The 19,449-nt window shown below is 34.9% G+C and carries 20 protein-coding genes and 3 tRNA genes; 20 read left to right on the forward strand and 3 right to left on the reverse strand.

Translation table 11 applies throughout. The annotated features are described in order from the left end of the window. Positions 1–230: 230 nt before the first annotated feature. Positions 231–857 (reverse strand): HD domain-containing protein, encoded by a 627-nt coding sequence (locus tag BHX94_RS12220; RefSeq protein ID WP_111747041.1) that lies wholly within the window; start codon positions 855–857, stop codon positions 231–233. A gap of 265 nt (positions 858–1,122) precedes the next feature. Further along, positions 1,123–2,598, reverse strand: a complete 1,476-nt coding sequence (gene cls, locus BHX94_RS12225; RefSeq protein ID WP_111747043.1) for a cardiolipin synthase — start codon at positions 2,596–2,598, stop codon at positions 1,123–1,125. Between the two features lie 208 nt (positions 2,599–2,806). Between cls and BHX94_RS13065 the strand changes: the two genes are divergently transcribed. Further along, positions 2,807–2,941, forward strand: coding sequence for an Lmo0850 family protein (locus tag BHX94_RS13065; RefSeq protein WP_165958643.1), 135 nt, complete (start codon positions 2,807–2,809; stop codon positions 2,939–2,941). A 110-nt stretch (positions 2,942–3,051) separates the two neighbouring features. Here the strand turns inward: BHX94_RS13065 and BHX94_RS12230 are convergent, their stop codons facing one another. After that, the gene (locus BHX94_RS12230) at positions 3,052–4,263 is read right to left on the reverse strand and encodes an FtsW/RodA/SpoVE family cell cycle protein (RefSeq protein ID WP_111747045.1); all 1,212 of its coding nucleotides are present in this window, start codon (positions 4,261–4,263) and stop codon (positions 3,052–3,054) included. Positions 4,264–4,433: 170 nt separating this feature from the next. Here BHX94_RS12230 and BHX94_RS12235 point away from each other — a divergent pair, with 170 nt between their 5' ends. The 19 genes from BHX94_RS12235 to BHX94_RS12320 all read left to right on the forward strand — a co-directional run bounded on the left by BHX94_RS12235 (position 4,434) and on the right by BHX94_RS12320 (position 19,308). Continuing rightward, entirely contained in the window at positions 4,434–5,504 is a 1,071-nt protein-coding gene (locus BHX94_RS12235; RefSeq protein WP_111747047.1) for a D-alanine--D-alanine ligase, read from the forward strand. Between the two features lie 5 nt (positions 5,505–5,509). Then, entirely contained in the window at positions 5,510–6,847 is a 1,338-nt protein-coding gene (locus tag BHX94_RS12240) for a UDP-N-acetylmuramoyl-tripeptide--D-alanyl-D-alanine ligase (protein WP_111747049.1), read from the forward strand. Positions 6,848–7,112: 265 nt separating this feature from the next. Further along, a complete protein-coding gene (locus BHX94_RS12245; RefSeq protein WP_096078037.1) occupies positions 7,113–8,630 on the forward strand; it encodes a degradosome RNA helicase CshA in 1,518 nt (505 codons plus the stop codon). A 205-nt stretch (positions 8,631–8,835) separates the two neighbouring features. Further along, a complete protein-coding gene (locus BHX94_RS12250; protein WP_170120846.1) occupies positions 8,836–9,315 on the forward strand; it encodes a PH domain-containing protein in 480 nt (159 codons plus the stop codon). After that, complete coding sequence (locus BHX94_RS12255; RefSeq protein WP_111747053.1) at positions 9,302–10,807, forward strand: PH domain-containing protein; 1,506 nt, start codon at positions 9,302–9,304, stop codon at positions 10,805–10,807. Before BHX94_RS12250 ends, BHX94_RS12255 begins: the two co-directional genes overlap by 14 nt. Further along, positions 10,800–11,279 (forward strand): PH domain-containing protein, encoded by a 480-nt coding sequence (locus BHX94_RS12260; RefSeq protein WP_111747055.1) that lies wholly within the window; start codon positions 10,800–10,802, stop codon positions 11,277–11,279. Before BHX94_RS12255 ends, BHX94_RS12260 begins: the two co-directional genes overlap by 8 nt. Further along, positions 11,272–11,610 (forward strand): holo-ACP synthase, encoded by a 339-nt coding sequence (gene acpS / locus BHX94_RS12265; protein WP_111747057.1) that lies wholly within the window; start codon positions 11,272–11,274, stop codon positions 11,608–11,610. Before BHX94_RS12260 ends, acpS begins: the two co-directional genes overlap by 8 nt. A 56-nt stretch (positions 11,611–11,666) precedes the next feature. Further along, on the forward strand, positions 11,667–12,812 hold the full coding sequence (alr, locus tag BHX94_RS12270; protein WP_111747058.1) for an alanine racemase: 1,146 nt from the start codon (positions 11,667–11,669) through the stop codon (positions 12,810–12,812). A gap of 62 nt (positions 12,813–12,874) precedes the next feature. Beyond that, positions 12,875–13,021, forward strand: coding sequence for a hypothetical protein (locus tag BHX94_RS12925; protein ID WP_165958642.1), 147 nt, complete (start codon positions 12,875–12,877; stop codon positions 13,019–13,021). Next, on the forward strand, positions 13,022–13,384 hold the full coding sequence (locus tag BHX94_RS12275; protein WP_096078043.1) for a type II toxin-antitoxin system PemK/MazF family toxin: 363 nt from the start codon (positions 13,022–13,024) through the stop codon (positions 13,382–13,384). It begins immediately after the preceding gene. Between the two features lie 49 nt (positions 13,385–13,433). Beyond that, positions 13,434–14,441: a SpoIIE family protein phosphatase gene (locus BHX94_RS12280; protein ID WP_111747060.1), complete on the forward strand. Its 1,008-nt coding sequence runs from the start codon at positions 13,434–13,436 to the stop codon at positions 14,439–14,441. 89 nt (positions 14,442–14,530) lie between these two features. Beyond that, positions 14,531–14,857: an anti-sigma factor antagonist gene (locus BHX94_RS12285; RefSeq protein ID WP_096078045.1), complete on the forward strand. Its 327-nt coding sequence runs from the start codon at positions 14,531–14,533 to the stop codon at positions 14,855–14,857. Position 14,858: 1 nt separating this feature from the next. Continuing rightward, complete coding sequence (gene rsbW / locus BHX94_RS12290) at positions 14,859–15,299, forward strand: anti-sigma B factor RsbW (protein ID WP_111747062.1); 441 nt, start codon at positions 14,859–14,861, stop codon at positions 15,297–15,299. Positions 15,300–15,309: 10 nt separating this feature from the next. After that, positions 15,310–16,077, forward strand: coding sequence for an RNA polymerase sigma factor SigB (gene sigB / locus BHX94_RS12295; RefSeq protein WP_111747064.1), 768 nt, complete (start codon positions 15,310–15,312; stop codon positions 16,075–16,077). A gap of 80 nt (positions 16,078–16,157) precedes the next feature. After that, on the forward strand, positions 16,158–18,308 hold the full coding sequence (locus BHX94_RS12300; protein WP_111747066.1) for a Tex family protein: 2,151 nt from the start codon (positions 16,158–16,160) through the stop codon (positions 18,306–18,308). Then, on the forward strand, positions 18,298–18,747 hold the full coding sequence (locus BHX94_RS12305) for a SprT family protein (protein ID WP_111747068.1): 450 nt from the start codon (positions 18,298–18,300) through the stop codon (positions 18,745–18,747). Before BHX94_RS12300 ends, BHX94_RS12305 begins: the two co-directional genes overlap by 11 nt. A gap of 168 nt (positions 18,748–18,915) precedes the next feature. Continuing rightward, positions 18,916–18,987, forward strand: a tRNA-Glu gene (locus tag BHX94_RS12310). Between the two features lie 137 nt (positions 18,988–19,124). After that, positions 19,125–19,207, forward strand: a tRNA-Leu gene (locus tag BHX94_RS12315). Between the two features lie 27 nt (positions 19,208–19,234). Next, a tRNA-Gly gene (locus BHX94_RS12320) sits at positions 19,235–19,308 on the forward strand. The last annotated feature ends 141 nt before the right edge of the window (positions 19,309–19,449 follow it).

Here is a 19,449-nt window from a genome sequence, read left to right on the forward strand (position 1 = left end):
ATGATATTAATATCTTCAGACTTACTTCTCTTAATCAAGTAAAACACCACCGTTCAATGATATATCTATATTTTATCAAAAAAAGACTGTAAACTTCATCTCCGAAGGAGACTTTGTCTACAGTCTGAAGTGACCTCAAAATTGATTTGAGGTCACTTTTTTGTTTGGAGAGAATAGAGTAGTTCGGAAATGTCGTCAAAATTAATCTAAAATCACTTCCGTCCCAACTATCACCACTCTTTTTTAAATTGTTCAATAAATGCTTTCATGTATTCATTACGTTCTTCTGCCATTGCTCTTGCTGTTTCAGTATTCATTAAGTCTATGAGCTTAAATAATTTTTCGTAAAAATGATTGATAGCAGTACTCGGTGTTCGATAGTCACTTAAATCATCGCGTACAGGTATATTTGGATCATACATTGCTTCACCGAACTTTCCGGCAAACATAAATGTTCTGGCAATTCCAATCGCACCTAACGCGTCAAGTCGGTCAGCATCCTGAACAACTTTGCCTTCAAGTGATTTTAATTTACCTTCGTTCTTTCCACCATTAAAGCTCATATATTTAAGGATATGATCAATAGCTTGTTGCTCTTCTATAGAAAGATGGATTTCCTCGTAAAATTTATTTAATTGTTCCCATGCTGCTTTAGTATCAAATAACTTTTCGTCAACTGTGTCATGTAATAACGCTGCCATTTCAACGATAAAAAGATCTGCGCCTTCTTTTTCAGCAATTATAATAGCCATTTTACGCACACGTTCGATATGCGCAAAGTCATGACCGCTTGATTCACCTTGATGTATGTTTTTCACAAACGATTCGGTGATGTGTAGCACTTCTTTGTTATTCATGTGAAAAAACTCCTTCTAAATGTTTACTTTTTATAAAAAGTTGGTATAATAAGATTACAAATTATCAGAAAATTCAAAACATACTTTTATATCAAAGGGGATGTAAATCATGAACAATACATATCATTTCGAATTAACTAACCAACAAAAGAAACTCGGATTTACATATTTGATTATTCGTAGTGTATTTTTCTTAAATTTAGCAGCTGATTTCTTATTGATACATTAAATAAAAAGGGCGTGAGAATTGATTCCTCACACTCTTTTATAATATCGGTGATATTAATCTTGCAATGGCTTCCTTTACTCTGATGAGTAATACGCGTTGATCATAAATTTCCTTCGTTAGCTGACTGGAAACTTTAACGTCATCTTCGAACGTCTTGCGTAATTTATAGGCAATATCATGATCGTATATAAATGCGTTAACTTCAAAGTTTAACTCAAAACTTCTAAAGTCCATATTTGCCGTACCGACACTTGCGACTTCATCGTCTATGACCATCATCTTTGTATGGATAAATCCATTCTCATAGATAAATATATTACAGCCCGCATGAATCAATTCACCGACGTTTGAATAGGTGGCCCAGTAAACAAAAGGGTGATCGGGTTTGTTTGGAATCATGATATTGACTTCAACACCAGTCAGCGCAGCGATTTTTAATGCATCAAGTAAAGAAGTATCCGGTATAAAATATGGTGACTGAATAAATATCGATTCTTTCGCGGAGGTAATCATCTTCAAATAACCGAATTTAATATGTTGTTCACTCGAATCCGGACCGCTCGATGCAATCTGAATTCCGATTTCGCCCTTACTATTAACATCCGGAAAATACTTTTTGTCATAATGCATAAAGTTACGCGTTGACTGGGAGTTCCAGTCCATCATAAAACGCAGTTGTAATGCATTGACTGAGTCACCTTCGACACGTAAATGTGTATCGCGCCAGTAACCAAATCGTTTATCCAGTCCTAAATATTCATCACCGACGTTAAAGCCACCAACATATCCTATTTTTCCATCTATTACAACGATTTTACGGTGGTTTCGATTATTCATCCTGAAATTAATGAGTGGGAAGTGTGAAGGAAAGAATGCTTCAACTTGACCACCAAGTTTCTTAAAGTTTTTAAATCGTGATAAAGTTAATGTACGTGAACCGATGTCGTCGTATAGCATTTTTACTTCGATGCCTTCTTCAAGCTTTTGCATCAAGGCATCTAATATTTCTTTACCGATACCATCTTTTTTGAAAATATAATATTGAATATGTATATGGTCTTTAGCATTCAGGATATCCTGAATTAGCGCGTCAAATTTTTTACGGCCATCTGTAAGAATTTCAACTGCATTATCTGTCGTCAGGAATGATGAATAATTATTTAAGTTCATGCGGATAATATCTTTATGCTTCATAATTTCTTTAGAGCGCACCATTAGATCATCTTTATCAATTGCATGCCTCTGTTCATGAACAATTTGCTGAAGACCGAGCTTGTCTTCTTCGTCAAGCTTAAAGATACTGGATTGCTTAATCTGTCTGCCGAACAATAAATATAATATGAAACCGATAATTGGTAGAAAGAATAATACTAGTAGCCATGCCCAAGTTGAACCTGCTTGTCTACGTTCTAGAAAGATAATTACGAAAGCTAAAAATATGTTAAAGACAAATGCAACAAAGAAAAGTATTGAAAAAACTTGAGAGTAATCGATATTTGAGAATACTGACAAAAAGCATGCCTCCTTTAGAATTAGCTCTATTATACATGAAAAAACAATTAAATACTTTTGTGGTTATACAATTTTCATACTGATATTTGATTTTACAAATTGCTATCAATGTTCACAAAATCTTTACATAAATAAGGCTATGGACCTATAGCTATATTGGCTATTTTCGGGTACACTAATATTAACAAATTGATTAGGAGTGATCGAAATGAAACAATCTCAAGAAAAAATGAAAAATGTTGTCACTCTGCTTTCTTCACTTGGTGTTAATATCTCAAAAACAAAATCACGACTTGAAGTTATGCGTACGTTACCACATGTAGCACCCGCAAAATTAAAATAATATACATAAGAGATGACATTCGAATTTAGAGTGTCTTTTTTGTTATTTAAATTAAAAACTCTTTATCAATCCAATATGGGTTGATAAAGAGTTTTTTATGTGACTATTTATTATCTCACTTGTTTATATTTTTTAATTTGTTCGGCATCAGAGTGATAAAAAATAGATAATGCAACACCTATCCCACACATTAATGCCCAAAGTGCACTACCACCATAGCTAATGAATGGTAATGGGATACCTGTAATTGGCACAACTTGAATCGTCATGCCGATATTTTGGAATACATGGAAGATAATCATGCTGATCAATCCTACTAAAAATATAGAAGCGAATTGATTTGTTGATACTTGTGCCATACGAATTAAATGAGTAAATAATGCCAGAAATAGTACGAGTACTACAACAGTACCGATAAATCCAAATTCTTCACCGATTACTGAAAAGACAAAGTCGGTATGATTCTCAGGAATGTACACTTCTCCTCCTTTAAATCCTTTGCCGAATAATCCCCCAGAACCAATAGCTTTTAATGATTCCATCAAGTGGAAACCTTCACCATCACTATATTGTGCGGGATTTAACCAAGAGTTGATTCGGCCAAGCTGATATGTCTTAATACCGAGTACTTTATCGATAAGTTCAGGTTTATAGATAATTGCAAGTATAAGCGTGGCACCAATTGTTGTAAGACCAATTAAAAATGGTGCAAGTATACGCCAGGTTACTCCTGATACCACTGTTATCCCTAAAATAATCGCTAATAATACGAGTGTCGTACCTAAATCATTTTGTAACAAGATTAATATCATAGGAATAATCGCAGTTATACCAATCTTCATCAGTAAAATGATATCTGTCTGAAAAGATTTGTAATATGTGAAACGATTGTGATCGTATACAACCTTACTTAATGTCAGAATTAAAATAATCTTCATAAATTCAGAAGGTTGTAAACTTAGACGCCCAAAGAATACATACCAGCTTTTTGCACCGTTAATCGTTGGTGTTAAAGAAGATTCAGGTAGTATCAATAGACCGAGCAGGGCTAAATTACCTAAAAAATAAAGTACGAAGACCCATTTATTGATCAATTTCGGTTTAATAAGCATAATACTGAATGCCAGAATAAATCCGAGAATATAATAGAATACTTGTCGTTCAGCAAAGTTCGTCCCATATTGCTGACCATCCATTGCTGATGTGATCACAGTTAAACTAACAGTGAAAAAACATAATATAAGAATAATGAGCCACCAATCGATTTTTTCAATCCATGGGCGCTTAATTTTGATGCGTGAAGTATTACTTGATTGAGCCATGGTCAAACTCCTACTCTAAATAAATTATAGTCATTATTATACATAACTTATCTGAAACATTATAGGAATAAATGTTTCTTTTGTGAATGATTTACGTCTTTCGATAAAAAACATGCATATCATCATATATCGTGATAGTATTATTATATTAATATTCTGGAGGAATTAACATGTCTAAACAAAATATATGTATCGTCTATGGCGGTAAAAGTGCTGAGCATGAGGTTTCTATCTTAACGGCACAATCAGTAATCAACGCTATGGACAAAGCAACATATGCGGTAGATACAATTTATATAACAAACGAAGGTGAGTGGATAAAAGGTCCACAAATCACTGGACGTATTGAAGATAGCGAAACTTTAAGATTGTCATCAGCAAATGAAGACTCTATTATGCATTTATTAACAGCATCTACTGAAGGAAAATCTTATGATGCGATTTTCCCTTTACTCCACGGACCGAATGGTGAAGACGGCACAATACAAGGATTATTTGAAGTATTAGATTTACCGTATGTTGGTAATGGTGTATTAGCTGCCGCAAGTTCTATGGATAAATTAGTGATGAAACAATTATTTGCAAATCGCGGCTTACCACAATTACCTTATGTAAGTTTTTTACGTAGTGAATATGAGACTTATAAGCATAATATTTTAGAGCTTGTTAACAATAAATTAGAGTATCCGGTCTTTGTTAAACCAGCTAACTTAGGATCATCTGTTGGCATTTCAAAATGTACGAACCGTGAAGAGTTAATTCAAGGCATTGAAGAAGCGCTGCAGTTTGACCGTAAACTTGTTGTAGAACAAGGTGTCGTTGCGCGCGAAATAGAAGTTGCGGTATTAGGAAATGATAATCCTAAAACGACATTACCTGGAGAAGTTGTAAAAGATGTAGATTTTTATGATTATAAATCGAAGTATAAAGACGGCAAAGTGCAGTTAGAAATTCCTGCTGATATTCCTTCAGAAATTCAGGAAACAATGCGTAATATGGCTGTAGAAGCATTTAAAGCTACAGATTGTTCAGGTTTAGTTCGTGCAGACTTTTTCTTAACTGAAGACAACACGATCTACATCAATGAAACAAATGCGATGCCTGGTTTCACGCAGTTTAGTATGTACCCATTACTTTGGCAGAATATGGATATGAGCTACAGTGAACTTATAACGGAATTAATTAATTTAGCAAAAGAACGTCATGCGGACAAGAAAAAAATTAAATACAAAATGGACTGATAACGATGATAAAAAGAAATTTAAAATGGATTGCAGAACAAACGAATGGCACGGTAAAAGGGAATCATGATGTGATGATCGATGGCGTATCGATTGATTCAAGACATATTAATGAGGATGTATTGTTTATTCCTTTTAAAGGTGAGCATGTTGATGGACATCAATATGTAGCGCAAGCAATAGAAAGCGGTGCTGCAGCTGCTTTATGGCAAAGCGATGCACCAAACATGCCTGTAGGGTTACCGCTAGTTGTAGTCGATGATACTTTAAGTGCATTACAGGCAATCGGTAAAGCTTATTTAGAAGAAGTAAACCCGAAAGTTATTGCGATTACAGGAAGTAACGGTAAAACTTCTACAAAAGATATGGTGGAAGTTGTTCTGGCAACGAATTTTAAAGTTAAGAAGACGCAAGGCAACTACAATAATGAAATTGGACTGCCGATTACACTGTGTCAATTAAATGAAGATACTGAAATATCTATATTAGAGATGGGTATGTCGAGGTTTGGTGAGATTGCATTTTTATCAAATCTCGTACAACCTGATATTGCTGCGATTACTAATATTGGCGAAAGTCATATGCGTGACTTAGGCTCAAGAGCTGGTATCGCACAAGCCAAGTTTGAAATTACTGAGGGATTAAAGGGGCCATTATTTTATGATGGCGATGAACCATTATTAAATAAATTAGTAGATAATACTGATGGTGACTATAAAAGTATCGGCTTTAATCAGGATAACGATTTTTACATTCATGACTTACAAGCATCTGAAAGAAGTATTGCTTTTAAAGTGGGGGAAGCGCAATTTAGCATTCCGACGCTTGGTGCACATAATGCCCGAAATGCAACGATCGCGATTGCGATTGGTCGTTTACTTGGATTAAGTGACGCAGTAATCAATGATAATTTAGGACATCTGCATTTAACAAATATGCGCATGGAACAAATTATTGGGCAGAATAAGACCCGTTTAATCAATGACGCGTATAATGCAAGTCCGACGAGCATGCGTGCTTCTATTGATACGTTATCAATTATGGATGTACCGACGAAGATTATCGTATTTAGCGATGTGTTAGAACTCGGTCCTGATTCAAAGATGTATCATGAAGCAGTAGGTGCTTATTTCGAAAATAAATCGATTGATCATTTATTTACAGTCGGTACTGAAGCAAAATACATTCATGATAAAGCACAAGGTTTCACGAATGCTATGCATTTTGAAACGAAAGAAGCGCTTGAAGAAGCACTAATACCACATTTAAATCCAGAGACGGTTATACTATTTAAAGCAAGCCGCGGCATGGCGCTTGAAACGATTATTAATCATTTGATATAAATTATTTGATAAATACTGTAAGTAATAAAATAAATAAAAAATATTTCCAGCACACATAAATTGAATGACTGTATAGCTTACAGTCATTTTTTTGATGTATTGAAACTTGTATTTACAATTGTATTGATTGTAAAAATATACGATAGGTGCTAAGATAGAGAAGTTGAATAGGCAAGAGGGTGAAAAATTACTCTATGCCATGAGGACAAGTCGAATGCGCACACTATAGAGGCGTAATTTATGAAAGATAAAAGGAGAAATAATATTGCAAAAATTTAGAGACCTAGGTATCAGCGAACCTACCATAAATGCGCTGGAGAAATTGGGATTTACAGAACCTACACCGATTCAAACGGATAGTATCCCTCATACGATGGCAGGCCGTGACGTATTAGGCCAAGCGCAAACTGGTACCGGTAAAACTGGTGCTTTTGGAATTCCTTTAATTGAAAAAGTTAGAGGTCAAGAGGGGATCAAAAGTTTAATTCTTGCTCCTACCCGTGAATTAGCAGTCCAGGTTGCTGAACAATTAAAAGCATTTAGTCGTGGACAAGGGATTCAAGTAGCGACAGTTTTCGGTGGAATGCCGATTGACCGTCAAATCAGAGAATTAAAAAAGAAACCCCAAATCGTAGTTGGGACACCTGGTCGTGTAATCGATCATTTAAACCGTCGTACGTTAAAAACTGAAGACATCAATACGTTAATCTTAGATGAAGCAGATGAAATGATGAACATGGGATTCATCGATGATATGCGTTTTATCATGGATAAATTACCGAAAGAACAGCGTCAAACAATGTTATTCTCAGCAACAATGCCGAGAGCCATTCAAGAGTTAGTTCAAAAGTTCATGAAAGATCCTATCATTGTTAAGACGATGACAAACGTTGATTCAAATCCTGATATCGACGAGCATTACACAATCGTTAAAGAATTAGAGAAGTTTGATACTTTCACTAATTTCTTAGATGTTCATCAACCTGAACTAGCAATCGTATTCGGACGTACAAAACGTCGTGTAGATGAATTAACGAGTGCGTTAATTTCTAAAGGATACCGTGCAGAAGGTTTACATGGTGACATCACTCAAGCGAAACGTTTAGAAGTTCTTAAGAAATTCAAAAACGACCAAATTGACATCCTTGTTGCAACAGATGTTGCTGCACGTGGATTAGATATTTCTGGCGTATCACATGTTTATAACTTTGATATTCCTCAAGATGTTGAAAGTTATACACACCGTATCGGACGTACTGGTCGTGCCGGTAAACATGGTATGGCAATTTCATTCGTTAACCCGGTTGAGATGGATTATATCCGTCAAATCGAAAAATCTAAAAATCGTACGATGACTGCATTACGACCACCAACACCAGGAGAAGTAATGAAAGCCCGTGAATTAGATGTTAAGACGAAAGTTAAAGGATGGGTTGAAAAAAATACTGAAGCACGTATCGAGTCAATCGCTCAGGAATTAATTAATGAACATGGTGATGTGAAATTAGTAGCATCATTATTACAAGAATTAATTAAATCTAATAACGATGTAGATGTACAATTAACATTTGAAAAACCACTTGGCCGTAAAGGCGGAAGCGGTAAATCTTATGGTCGTGGCCGTGGTGGAAACAGCGGACGTTCAGGTGGATCTCGCAGCCGTTCTAAAGATGGCGGTAAAGATAACCGTCGTAAATCGTTCGACCGTGCTGGTAAAGCAGGTGCTTCAAAAGGCGGAAAAAAACCTTTTAAAGCAAGAACATTTGCAGACCATAAAAAATAAATAGTTATTTTTAAACACCTTAAATTAATCAAGAAGATTAGTTTGAGGTGTTTTTCTGTTTTTTTGTTGGTTGTGAGTAAGTGTCTTCAAATCGAATCTCCCGCCAGTTCCGCACAAAAAAACTGAGTCAAACTTCACATATTACGCTCACCTTATGAAAATCTTATGTTCTTTGTTATAATTTACATAAATGGAGGCGATTGAATTGTATTTTGAACCGTTACCACATGCACAACCTGCAAATACTCCTAAATACAGACGTATTAAATGGAGCATCTATACGTTACTCACTTTAGCAATCTGTACGGGATTATATTTTGGAATCAATTGGTTGTACGAATGGCGTTATACATACTTGATATTCTTATTGATGCTGATACCCATCTATATTCTTTTACTTGGTATTTTTTTAAGTTATAAATACACACGTTATCAGCTCAATCAGGCTACACTTGAAATGAGTAGTGGTGCTTTCTTTATGAGTAGAAAGATTGTACCACTAGACTTGATGCAGTCAGTAAAGATTGAACAAGGATTTATCATGAAAAAATTTAATCTTGCGGTTGTTACAGTATACACCCGTGGAGATATGGTTGTTCTACCTTATATGGAGACAAAGGAAGCTGAAGCGTTAGCAGAGCGTATTATTGCAAGAATTAAGGAGATTCATTATGGACTCAACTAAAAAATCACTTCATTATTCTACGTATTTATCTAATCTGCTCAAATCTTTAAAAAGTAATATCTTTCCGATAGGCTTTGGGTTGTTCTTAATCATTAAAGATGGTTTTTCTAAGGAGGCACTACTAGATAACGGCTTTGCTATTATGATTTTATTATTTACTTTACTGAGTGCGATATTTAGTATGATTGAAGCAAAGATAACAAAATACTGGATTGAAGAGGATAAATTAATGCTTCAAAAAGGTATAATCAGCCGAACGGTGAAAGAAATATATATCGGTAAAATACAGACAATGGATACTTCAGCAGGGATTGCGAATCAATTGCTTGGTGGTGTCATCATGCATATTAAGACTGCAGGAGATGGGATTGAATTAAATAGTATCGGAAAGAATGATGCTAAAGCTTTAAGTGATTATATTAATCAGCGAAAATTTCATTTGCAACAGGGCGCTGTGGTTCAAGATATTCTTATAGAAGATCATGAAGAAGAGGATGTAATTAAATACGACGAAAAGTCTTATGAAACAATTTATCAATTATCATTTACCGATCTTATTATGATGAGTTCAACAAGTGCATCGATGTTTACGGTCATCGCGGTTGTGAGTGCTATTTATTCTCAAGTGAATGACATATTTAATTTAGATAGATATTTGGATAAATTGGAAGGTATCATTGGAGAAAGTTATATGATGGTAGGTATTATCATACTAATGGCACTGTTATTTAGCTATATTATCGGTATATTTATTACTGCACTGAAATATTATCAGTATACTGTGAAGTTTGACGGTGAGTTAATCAATATTAAATATGGTTTATTCGAACGAAAAAATAAATATATTGCTGTTAAGAACATTCAGAAAGTCACAGAAAAACAAAGTTATCTGAGAAAGTTATTGAATAAAACCTCATTTGTCGTTACTACAACGAGTGAAATGAAAGGTTCAGAAAACAGTATCTTAGGCGATGAAGAAGTATTACCGTTTATTTCTCGTGATGAGGCTTATCAATTGATTCAAAGACTTGTTCCGAAGTATCAATTTGATGAAGTAAACAAAGTTATTCCAAGGCGCAGTATACGCAGATACTTCCAGGTTTCCTGGATAATATTTTTAATTGCTGGTGGCATCATTCAGTATTACTGGTTTGAATATACTTGGCTGATTGTCATTCTGCTGATGGTATTAACCCTTATCACAGCAATCATCAAATATAAAAATTCAGGCTATATTATTTTAGATGATCAGATTAATGTGCGCAATGGTGGTGCATTTGTAATGCAAACTTCATTTATTAAAGAAGAGAACATTATCGGTATAAATGTGTCATCTACACCATTTATGAATCGTGCAGATTTGAGAAGCGTCGGTTTAGGCATTTCATCAGGAAGTAACAGCATACAATGTAGTTTAGATTATATCGAACAAGTTGATGCTGCAAACATCTATGATTGGTTCTTGCTAAAGGAGAGACGTCAATATGAATAAGATGCATAGAGATAGCTTAAAATTAATGAAGATTGGTGCATGTTTAACAGCAAGTGTCTTTTTAATCGTCTTAGCAGTTTTATGGTTTGTTAAATTTAAAGGGTTTATTCCTGTTCATCCATATGTATTTATCGGAATCGGTGTGATTGGATTGATTATTTTTATTCTGGATTTCTTTATATTCCCTAAGCTTACTTATGAAACATCATTATTCCAGTTAGGAGAAGAAGAAATCACAACATTAAACGGCATCTGGAATAAGGAGAAATTAATTGTACCTTATGTAACAATACAAAACGTTGAAATGGAACAAGGTCTTATCATGAAGCGTTTTAATATTAAGTCATTAAAGATTATTACAGCAGAAAATGATATGGAGATACCTTATGTTCATGAACATGAAGCAGATACATTAAAGACATATATCCATCAAAAAATGAATAACATCGACGTAAGGAGAAGTCATGATTAAAGGTATCGGAACGGATATTATTGAATTAGAGCGCATACGTAAATCGCTTGAAAATAAAAAGATGGTTGGCCGTATTTTACATCCAAAAGAAATCGAACTGTATGATAGTTTTGAAAGTGAAAAACGAAAGGTTGCATTTTTTGCTGGTAGGTTCTGTGTTAAGGAAGCATATAGTAAAGCGTTAGGCACAGGCATAGGTCAACTTAGATTCAATCAAATCTGTTGTTTAAATGATGATAGTGGAAAGCCTTATATTGAAGGTAGTGATGCACATGTGAGCATCGCACATTCGGAAACTGTAGCAACAGCTTTTGTAGTGATAGAGGAATAATGGATTATTCTAAAAAGTATGATAAAATTTGAGTATTAAATGATGGGGTGAGAGATATGAGTGACAGGATATATAGACCGAGTTTCGTCAATGTTGATCTTGATGCAATCAATGAAAACTATAAAGCTGTAGGGAGATTACATCCTAATAAGACGGTTATCGCAGTAGTTAAAGCGAATGGGTATGGGCTAGGGTCAGTACAAATTGCGACACACCTTTATAATCAAGGTGCTGAATTTTTTGCGGTTGCAACGCTTGATGAAGCAATCGAATTAAGGATGCACGGTATTAAAGCTAAAATTTTAGTATTAGGTATTATTGAACCGAAAGATATACATAAAGCAAGTCAACATAGATTAGCTTTGACTGTGCCGGGATTATCCTGGTTAGAAGAGGCACTTGAGTTTCTGGACGAAGACGATAAACCAATCTGGGTACATTTAAAACTGGATACTGGAATGGGTCGTATTGGTATGCGTGAAAAGCAGGAATATCAGCAAGTTGTCGATCTTGTTCAAGCGCACGATAAAACGATTTTTGAAGGCGTGTACACACATTTTAGTTGTGCGGACGAAGATAATGACAGTGCGTCAATAGCATATAGTAAATTTATTGATATCGTTCATTCAAGCGAACTGCCATCATATATTCATTGTCAAAATAGTGCAGCTGCTTTACGTTTTGATGCTTCAGAATGTACAGCTTTACGCTTAGGTATAAGTTTATATGGCTACTATCCTTCTGAGTATATTCAGAGCATTTCTAAACTTAAATTAAAGCCAGCGATGCAGCTTGTATCAACAGTGAATTTTGTTAAAAGTATACAACCTGGAGATGCAGTAAGCTATGGTGCGACGTATGTTGCTGAACATGAAGAAACTGTTGCAACATTCCCGTTAGGTTATGCGGATGGATTAAATCGAAAATTGCAGGGTTATAAAATTAACCTTGCAGGAACTGATGCTGAAATTATTGGCCGTATTTGTATGGATCAGTTTATCGCACGTGTAACTAAAGGAACAACTGTAGGCACACAAGCAATCATTATTGATCATCATACAGACAGCAATCAATCTATTGAACAAGTGGCAAAGCAACTCGGAACGATTAGCTATGAAGTATTGACGAGTTTAAGCAGACGATTACCGAAAATTTATAACACTGACGGTTCAGTTGAAAAATATAATGAATTATTAAAATAAAAATGGTAGGGTCACAAATTTTTTGATAAAATTATATTAATCGTGTAACTGGAGGAGAAAAGATGAGTAAACTACTAGAACAACAATTGATTGAAGGTTATCAATCAATGGCTGAAATTAATCTGTTAATTGCTTCAGAACATTATCTCCTTGAATGTGAAGTGTATGATAATGTGGATCATATGTCAGTACAAAATGATGGTGAATAAATGAAACGAGGCGATGTTTATTTAGCTGATTTGTCACCTGTTAAAGGTTCAGAGCAAGGCGGTAAACGACCTGTAGTAATCATTCAAAATGACATAGGAAATAAATATAGTCCGACGGTTATAGTTGCAGCTATCACTGCTAAAATCAATAAATCAAAAATCCCAACTCACGTAGAGATTGGTAAGACCAATCATCATCTAGATAAAGATTCTGTGATTTTATTAGAACAAATAAGAACAATTGATAAAAATCGACTTATTGAAAAATTGACTTACCTGCCAAAAGAGAAGATGGAGGAAGTTGATGCAGCACTAGCAATTAGTCTTAATTTATCTATTGATGACTCGGAGACTTTAGGCTAACATAAGTTATCTTAAAGTCTCTTTTAAGGTTTATAGGGAGGGAAGTTGGATGCGTCAAATTGACAAGATTGTTGAAAGATATACTCAAATTCTTAAACAATATATCGAGCATAAAGATGAAACAGCATTAGAAGATGTTCAGAAATTAAGTTTTGAAGCGATCGAACTTGATATCTCGCCTGAAGAGGTTGTGATACTTCATAAAGATATCGTCATCGAATCTGGTTATAACGCGATTGAACAACATTATGCGATGGACGTTTTAACAGAGATGATTATCGGATTTGGATTTTCATACCGAGATTATAAAGCGCTCGTTAGAGTGATGGAAGCGCATGATAAAGAAATGGATGTAGCGGCGAGCTTACAAACGACCATGTTAAAAACGCAAATTCCACATCTTAATAACGTGCAGATTGGGGCAATCAGTGTGCCGGCCCATCGTGTTAATGGCGATTACTTTAACTTAATTGATCATAAAGATGGAACGATGAGCTTTGCTGTTGCAGATGTCATCGGGAAAGGAATCCCTGCCGCACTTGCGATGAGTATGATTAAATTCGGTATGGATTCTCACGGACACAGTCAATTGCCAAGTGACGGTTTAAAACGATTAAACCGCGTTGTAGAAAAGAATGTTAACCAAAATATGTTTGTTACAATGTTTTACGGTTTATACGAAGAGATTAATAATAAATTCTATTATGCATCTGCTGGTCATGAGCCAGGCTATGTCTATCGTAAAAAAAGTGATTCATTTGAAGAACTAGATGCACGCGGTCTCGTACTTGGTGTCCATCCGTCTACACGATATGACCAGGAAGAATTAGAACTTGAAATTGGTGACATGGTCATTGTCTACACCGATGGGGTATCTGAAATCCGTCACTTAAATGGTGATTTCATCACAATTAAAGAGCTCTTAAGTTTTATTTATCAATACAAAGATTTACATCCGCAAGATATCGTTCAAGTCGTATATGAACAACTGATTGCAATAGGTGATCCTAAAAAAAGAGACGACTTAACAATATTAATTATAAAAAGAACAAAATAATGTGTTTATATCCTCATGTAGGGGGTATTCATATTTATACTATAATATTTTAAGTATTTATAAATTTTATGATTTTAAGGAGAATATTCATGAACTTAACTATCGATACGATTGAACAAGAAAGTTTTTATCAAATTAAAGTCGCAGGAGAGTTAGATGTTGCGACTGTGCCACAATTACAAGAAGTATTAGTCCCTATCAGAAGTGCAGGAACACATGATATTCATTTACATATTGATGAAGTAACATATATGGATAGTACTGGCTTAGGATTATTTGTCGGTACGTTAAAAGAACTAAATAAAAATAATAAAGATCTATATGTATTAGGTGTTAATAGTCGTATAGAGCGATTATTTGATATTACAGGTTTAAAAGATCTTATGCATGTTAACCAGCCGGTGGAGGGAGAATAATATGGAAAAAACATATGATTATGTCGAAATGAGATTTCCTGCCGCCGCTGAGTACGTTGGCTTAGTACGATTAACATTATCGGGTATTTTAAATAGAGCTGGTGCTTCTTACGATGATATTGAAGACACTAAGATTGCTGTCAGTGAAGCAGTTACCAATGCAGTGAAACATGCCTACAAAGATGATATTAAAGGTGATGTATTAGTTGGATATGTAATTTTTGAAGACAAAGTAGAAGTAATCGTATCTGATTCTGGTACAAGTTTTGATTATGAACGTGCTAAATCAGAATTAGGACCTTATCAGGAAAATGAAAATATCGATTTTATTCGTGAAGGTGGATTAGGATTATTCTTAATCGAATCATTGATGGATGAAGTAAACGTTAAGAAAGATAGCGGTGTTACAATTAGTATGACAAAGTATATTGCGGGGGAGTAGGTGTAACTTCATGACGAGTTCTAATTACAATGATGTTACTCCAGAAGAGATAAATGCTTGGATTAAGCTTTATCAAGATACTAAAGATGAAATGGCTCAAAACGAACTTGTTATGCATTATAAGAAGTTGGTAGAGTCATTAGCGTATCGCTATTCAAAAGGTCAAAGTCATCATGAAGACTTAGTTCAGGTTGGTATGGTCGGTTTACTTGGTGCCATTAACCGATTTGATATAAGTTTCGATCGTAAATTTGAAGCGTTTTTAGTACCGACAGTCATTGGAGAAATTAAACGATATTTAAGAGATAAAACTTGGAGTGTCCACGTACCGAGACGTATTAAAGAAATCGGGCCAAAGATAAAGAGAGCGACAGATGAATTAACAAATGAACTCGGTCGTTCTCCTAAAATTAAAGAAATTGCTGATTATATTGAAGCATCTGAAGAAGAAGTGCTGGAAGCGATGGAGATGGGGCAAAGTTATAATGCACTGAGTGTCGATCATTCCATTGAAGCTGATAAAGATGGTTCAACTGTGACATTACTTGATGTAATGGGTAAAACTGAAGAAGGTTATGAGTTAACTGAAAAGCGTATGATCTTAGAAAAAGTTTTACCGATTTTGTCTGTTCGTGAAAAAGAAATCATTCAATGCACATTTATAGAAGGTTTAAGTCAAAAAGAAACAGGCGAGAAAATAGGATTAAGTCAAATGCATGTTTCAAGGTTACAACGTACAGCGATTAAAAAGTTACGCGATGCTGTCCAAAAAAGTTAAATTAAAACTGCTGATAACAAGCGATTGTTTTCAGCAGTTTTTCTGTTGTGGTAAAATATACGTATCTTAAGGAGGCAGCTATGCAAAAACATATTATTGATTTAATTATTGAAAAATTACCGTTTAAAAAAGAACAAATTGAAGCTGTATTAAATCTGTTAGAAGAGAAGAATACAGTGCCATTTATCGCACGTTATCGTAAAGAAGTAACAGGTGGATTAGATGAAGTTGAGATTAAAGATATTGAAACTGAATATCGTTATATGGAAACTTTGCAGAAAAGAAAAGACGATGTGATCCGAACAATTGAAGCGCAAGGTTTGCTTACGGATGAATTACGTCAGGAAATCATGGAGCAGGTGAAACTTCAACGTGTAGAAGATTTATATCGTCCGTTTAAACAAAAGAAGAAAACACGCGCTACAGAAGCGAAACGAAAAGGTCTTGAACCACTTGCTCAGATGATTCTTTCTTTTGAAGGAAGAGATATTACAAGTGAAGCTCGAAACTTTATAAATGAAGAAGTTGAAGATGCAGATGCGGCAATCAATGGTGCGATTGATATTATTGCTGAAATTATTTCGGATGAACCGAAGTATCGAGAATACATATTAAAGTTTGTAGAAACTAATGGACTAATTGTAACTACTAAGAAGAAAAAAGCCGAAGACGAAAAAGCAATATTTGAAATGTATTATGACTACTCAGAAAAAGTGAATAAGATTGTACCGCATCGTACACTCGCGATTAACCGCGGTGAAAAAGAAGGTGTATTAAAAGTAGTTGTAGATGTCGACGATACACATATAAAAACATATATCCGCAAACAGATGGTAAAAAAAGAGGCCGATTCAAATCAATATATTGATTTAGCGATTGAAGAAGCATTAAAGCGTTTAATATTACCATCTATTGAACGTGAAATTCGTAATGAATTAACTGAAAAAGCTGAAACACAGGCGATTGATATTTTCTCTGTTAACTTGGAGAATTTATTATTACAAGCACCACTTAAAGGTAAGGTTATTCTTGGGCTTGATCCGGCTTACAGAACAGGATGTAAATTAGCAGTAATCAATGCATTTGGTACATTTGTTGAAAAAGCGGTTATCTATCCACATCCACCAGTAAGTAAAGTAGCAGAATCGAAGAAGAAGCTGCTTGAGTTAATTTCAAAGAACAATGTTGAATTAATCGCGATAGGTAACGGTACAGCAAGTCGTGAATCAGAACAATTTGTTGCAGCGCTTATTAAAGAAAATGATTTAGATGTAAAATATATTATCGTGAATGAAGCGGGAGCATCTGTTTATTCTGCCAGTGAATTAGCACGTAAAGAGTTTCCTGATTTTCAGGTAGAAGAGAGAAGTGCGGTTTCGATTGGTCGCCGTGTACAAGATCCGTTATCAGAACTTGTGAAAATTGATCCAAAATCTATCGGTGTTGGTCAATACCAGCATGACGTTAACCAAAAAGCATTAAATGAAGCTTTATCATTTGTTGTAGAAACTGCAGTAAATAAAGTTGGAGTCAATGTAAATACAGCATCAGCACCGTTATTACAGTATGTTTCAGGATTATCTTCTACTGTCGCTGAAAATATCATTAAGCATAGAGAAGAGAATGGACCTATTAAACATAATAAAGAAATTGCTAAGATTCCGAGGCTCGGTAAAAAAACTTTTGAACAAAGTATCGGATTTATGCGCATACCTGACGGTAGTGAACCGTTAGATAATACAGGGATACACCCTGAAAGTTATAATGCGACGTATGCGTTAATCGAATTGATTGGCATGACAATCGATGATTTAGGTACCGATGCATTAAAAGAAAAACTGAATCAACTGAACCTGGAGCAAACGTCAGATAAACTTTCTATCGGTGTCCCAACACTAGAAGATATCATTGCAGCACTTATCGCACCCGGAAGAGATCCACGTGAAGATTTTGAAACACCATTACTTAAGTCGGACGTTCTATCAATAGAAGATTTACGTAAAGGTATGAAATTATCAGGTACTGTACGTAACGTCGTAGACTTTGGGGCATTTGTAGATATCGGTGTGAAACAAGATGGTTTAGTGCACATTTCAAAATTATCAAATAAATTTGTTAAGCATCCTACAGATGTAGTGTCAGTCGGAGATATTGTCGATGTATGGATTGAAGATATCTTTGAAGATAAAGGGAAAGTTGCATTAACGATGAAAGACCCAAATGCAAAATAGTGATTTACAGCAGCTAGTTGAACGTATTTCATTAGAATATTTTGATAAACCTTTTGAGCATCTTGCGACATTTAACAATCGGTTACGCACGACAGGCGGAAGGTATTTGCTAAACAGTCATAATATAGAGATCAATCCGAAACAATATATGACTTTTGGTGAAAGTGCGATTGTTGATATTATTAAACATGAGCTCGTGCATTATCACTTACATCTAGCAGGAAAAGGATATAAACATCGCGATAGAGACTTTAAAAATCTATCTGAAAAAGTTGGAGCGCCTAGATTTTGTGAGATGATTCCTTCTGTCAAAGGTTATAAATACACATATGCATGTAAAAAATGCGGGCAAACATACTTAAGAAAACGTAAAGTGAATACAAGGAAGTATAAATGTTCGAAGTGTTTGGGAGAAATCTCAATAACAAAAGTATGGTAAAGAGCAGCGTACCTATAGGTGCGCTGTTTTCATTTGTGTATTTTTGTGTCATTTATAATGCTTTTTTTAAGGATTATTAGGAAAGTTTACAATTCGAGAAGTTTTTTTATAAAAAGTGTTGACTTTATTTCTGAATCATTATAAGATTAATTTCGTTGTTGAAAACACGGCCCCTTGGTCAAGCGGTTAAGACACCGCCCTTTCACGGCGGTAACACGGGTTCGAATCCCGTAGGGGTCACTTTTAATAAATTAACAATCTTAACAAAAGATTTAAGAACTTAAAAAAACTTTTAAAAAGTTGTTGACTTATTAATCAAAACGTTATATACTTAATCTTGTCGTTAAAAGAGATAACGAGTGAGAACATGCCAACGCGCGATCGTGGCGGAACGGCAGACGCGCTAGGTTGAGGGCCTAGTTGGAGTATTCCAGTGGAGGTTCAAATCCTCTCGGTCGCACTTTACTTTTAACACATAATAAATAATGCGGGTGTAGTTTAGTGGTAAAACCTCAGCCTTCCAAGCTGATGTTGTCGGTTCGATTCCGATCACCCGCTCCATAAAATTTTTTAAAATGAACATTGAAAACTGAATGACAATATGTCAACGTTAATTCCAATAATTTGAGTGAACTTAGTTCACTCCCAAGAGTGATTGCCATAAGCAATCAAAGAGCATTATCAAACAAACTATTATGGAGA

Origin of the sequence: Macrococcoides bohemicum (genome assembly GCF_003259675.1) — a bacterium.
Taxonomy (GTDB): domain Bacteria; phylum Bacillota; class Bacilli; order Staphylococcales; family Staphylococcaceae; genus Macrococcoides; species Macrococcoides bohemicum.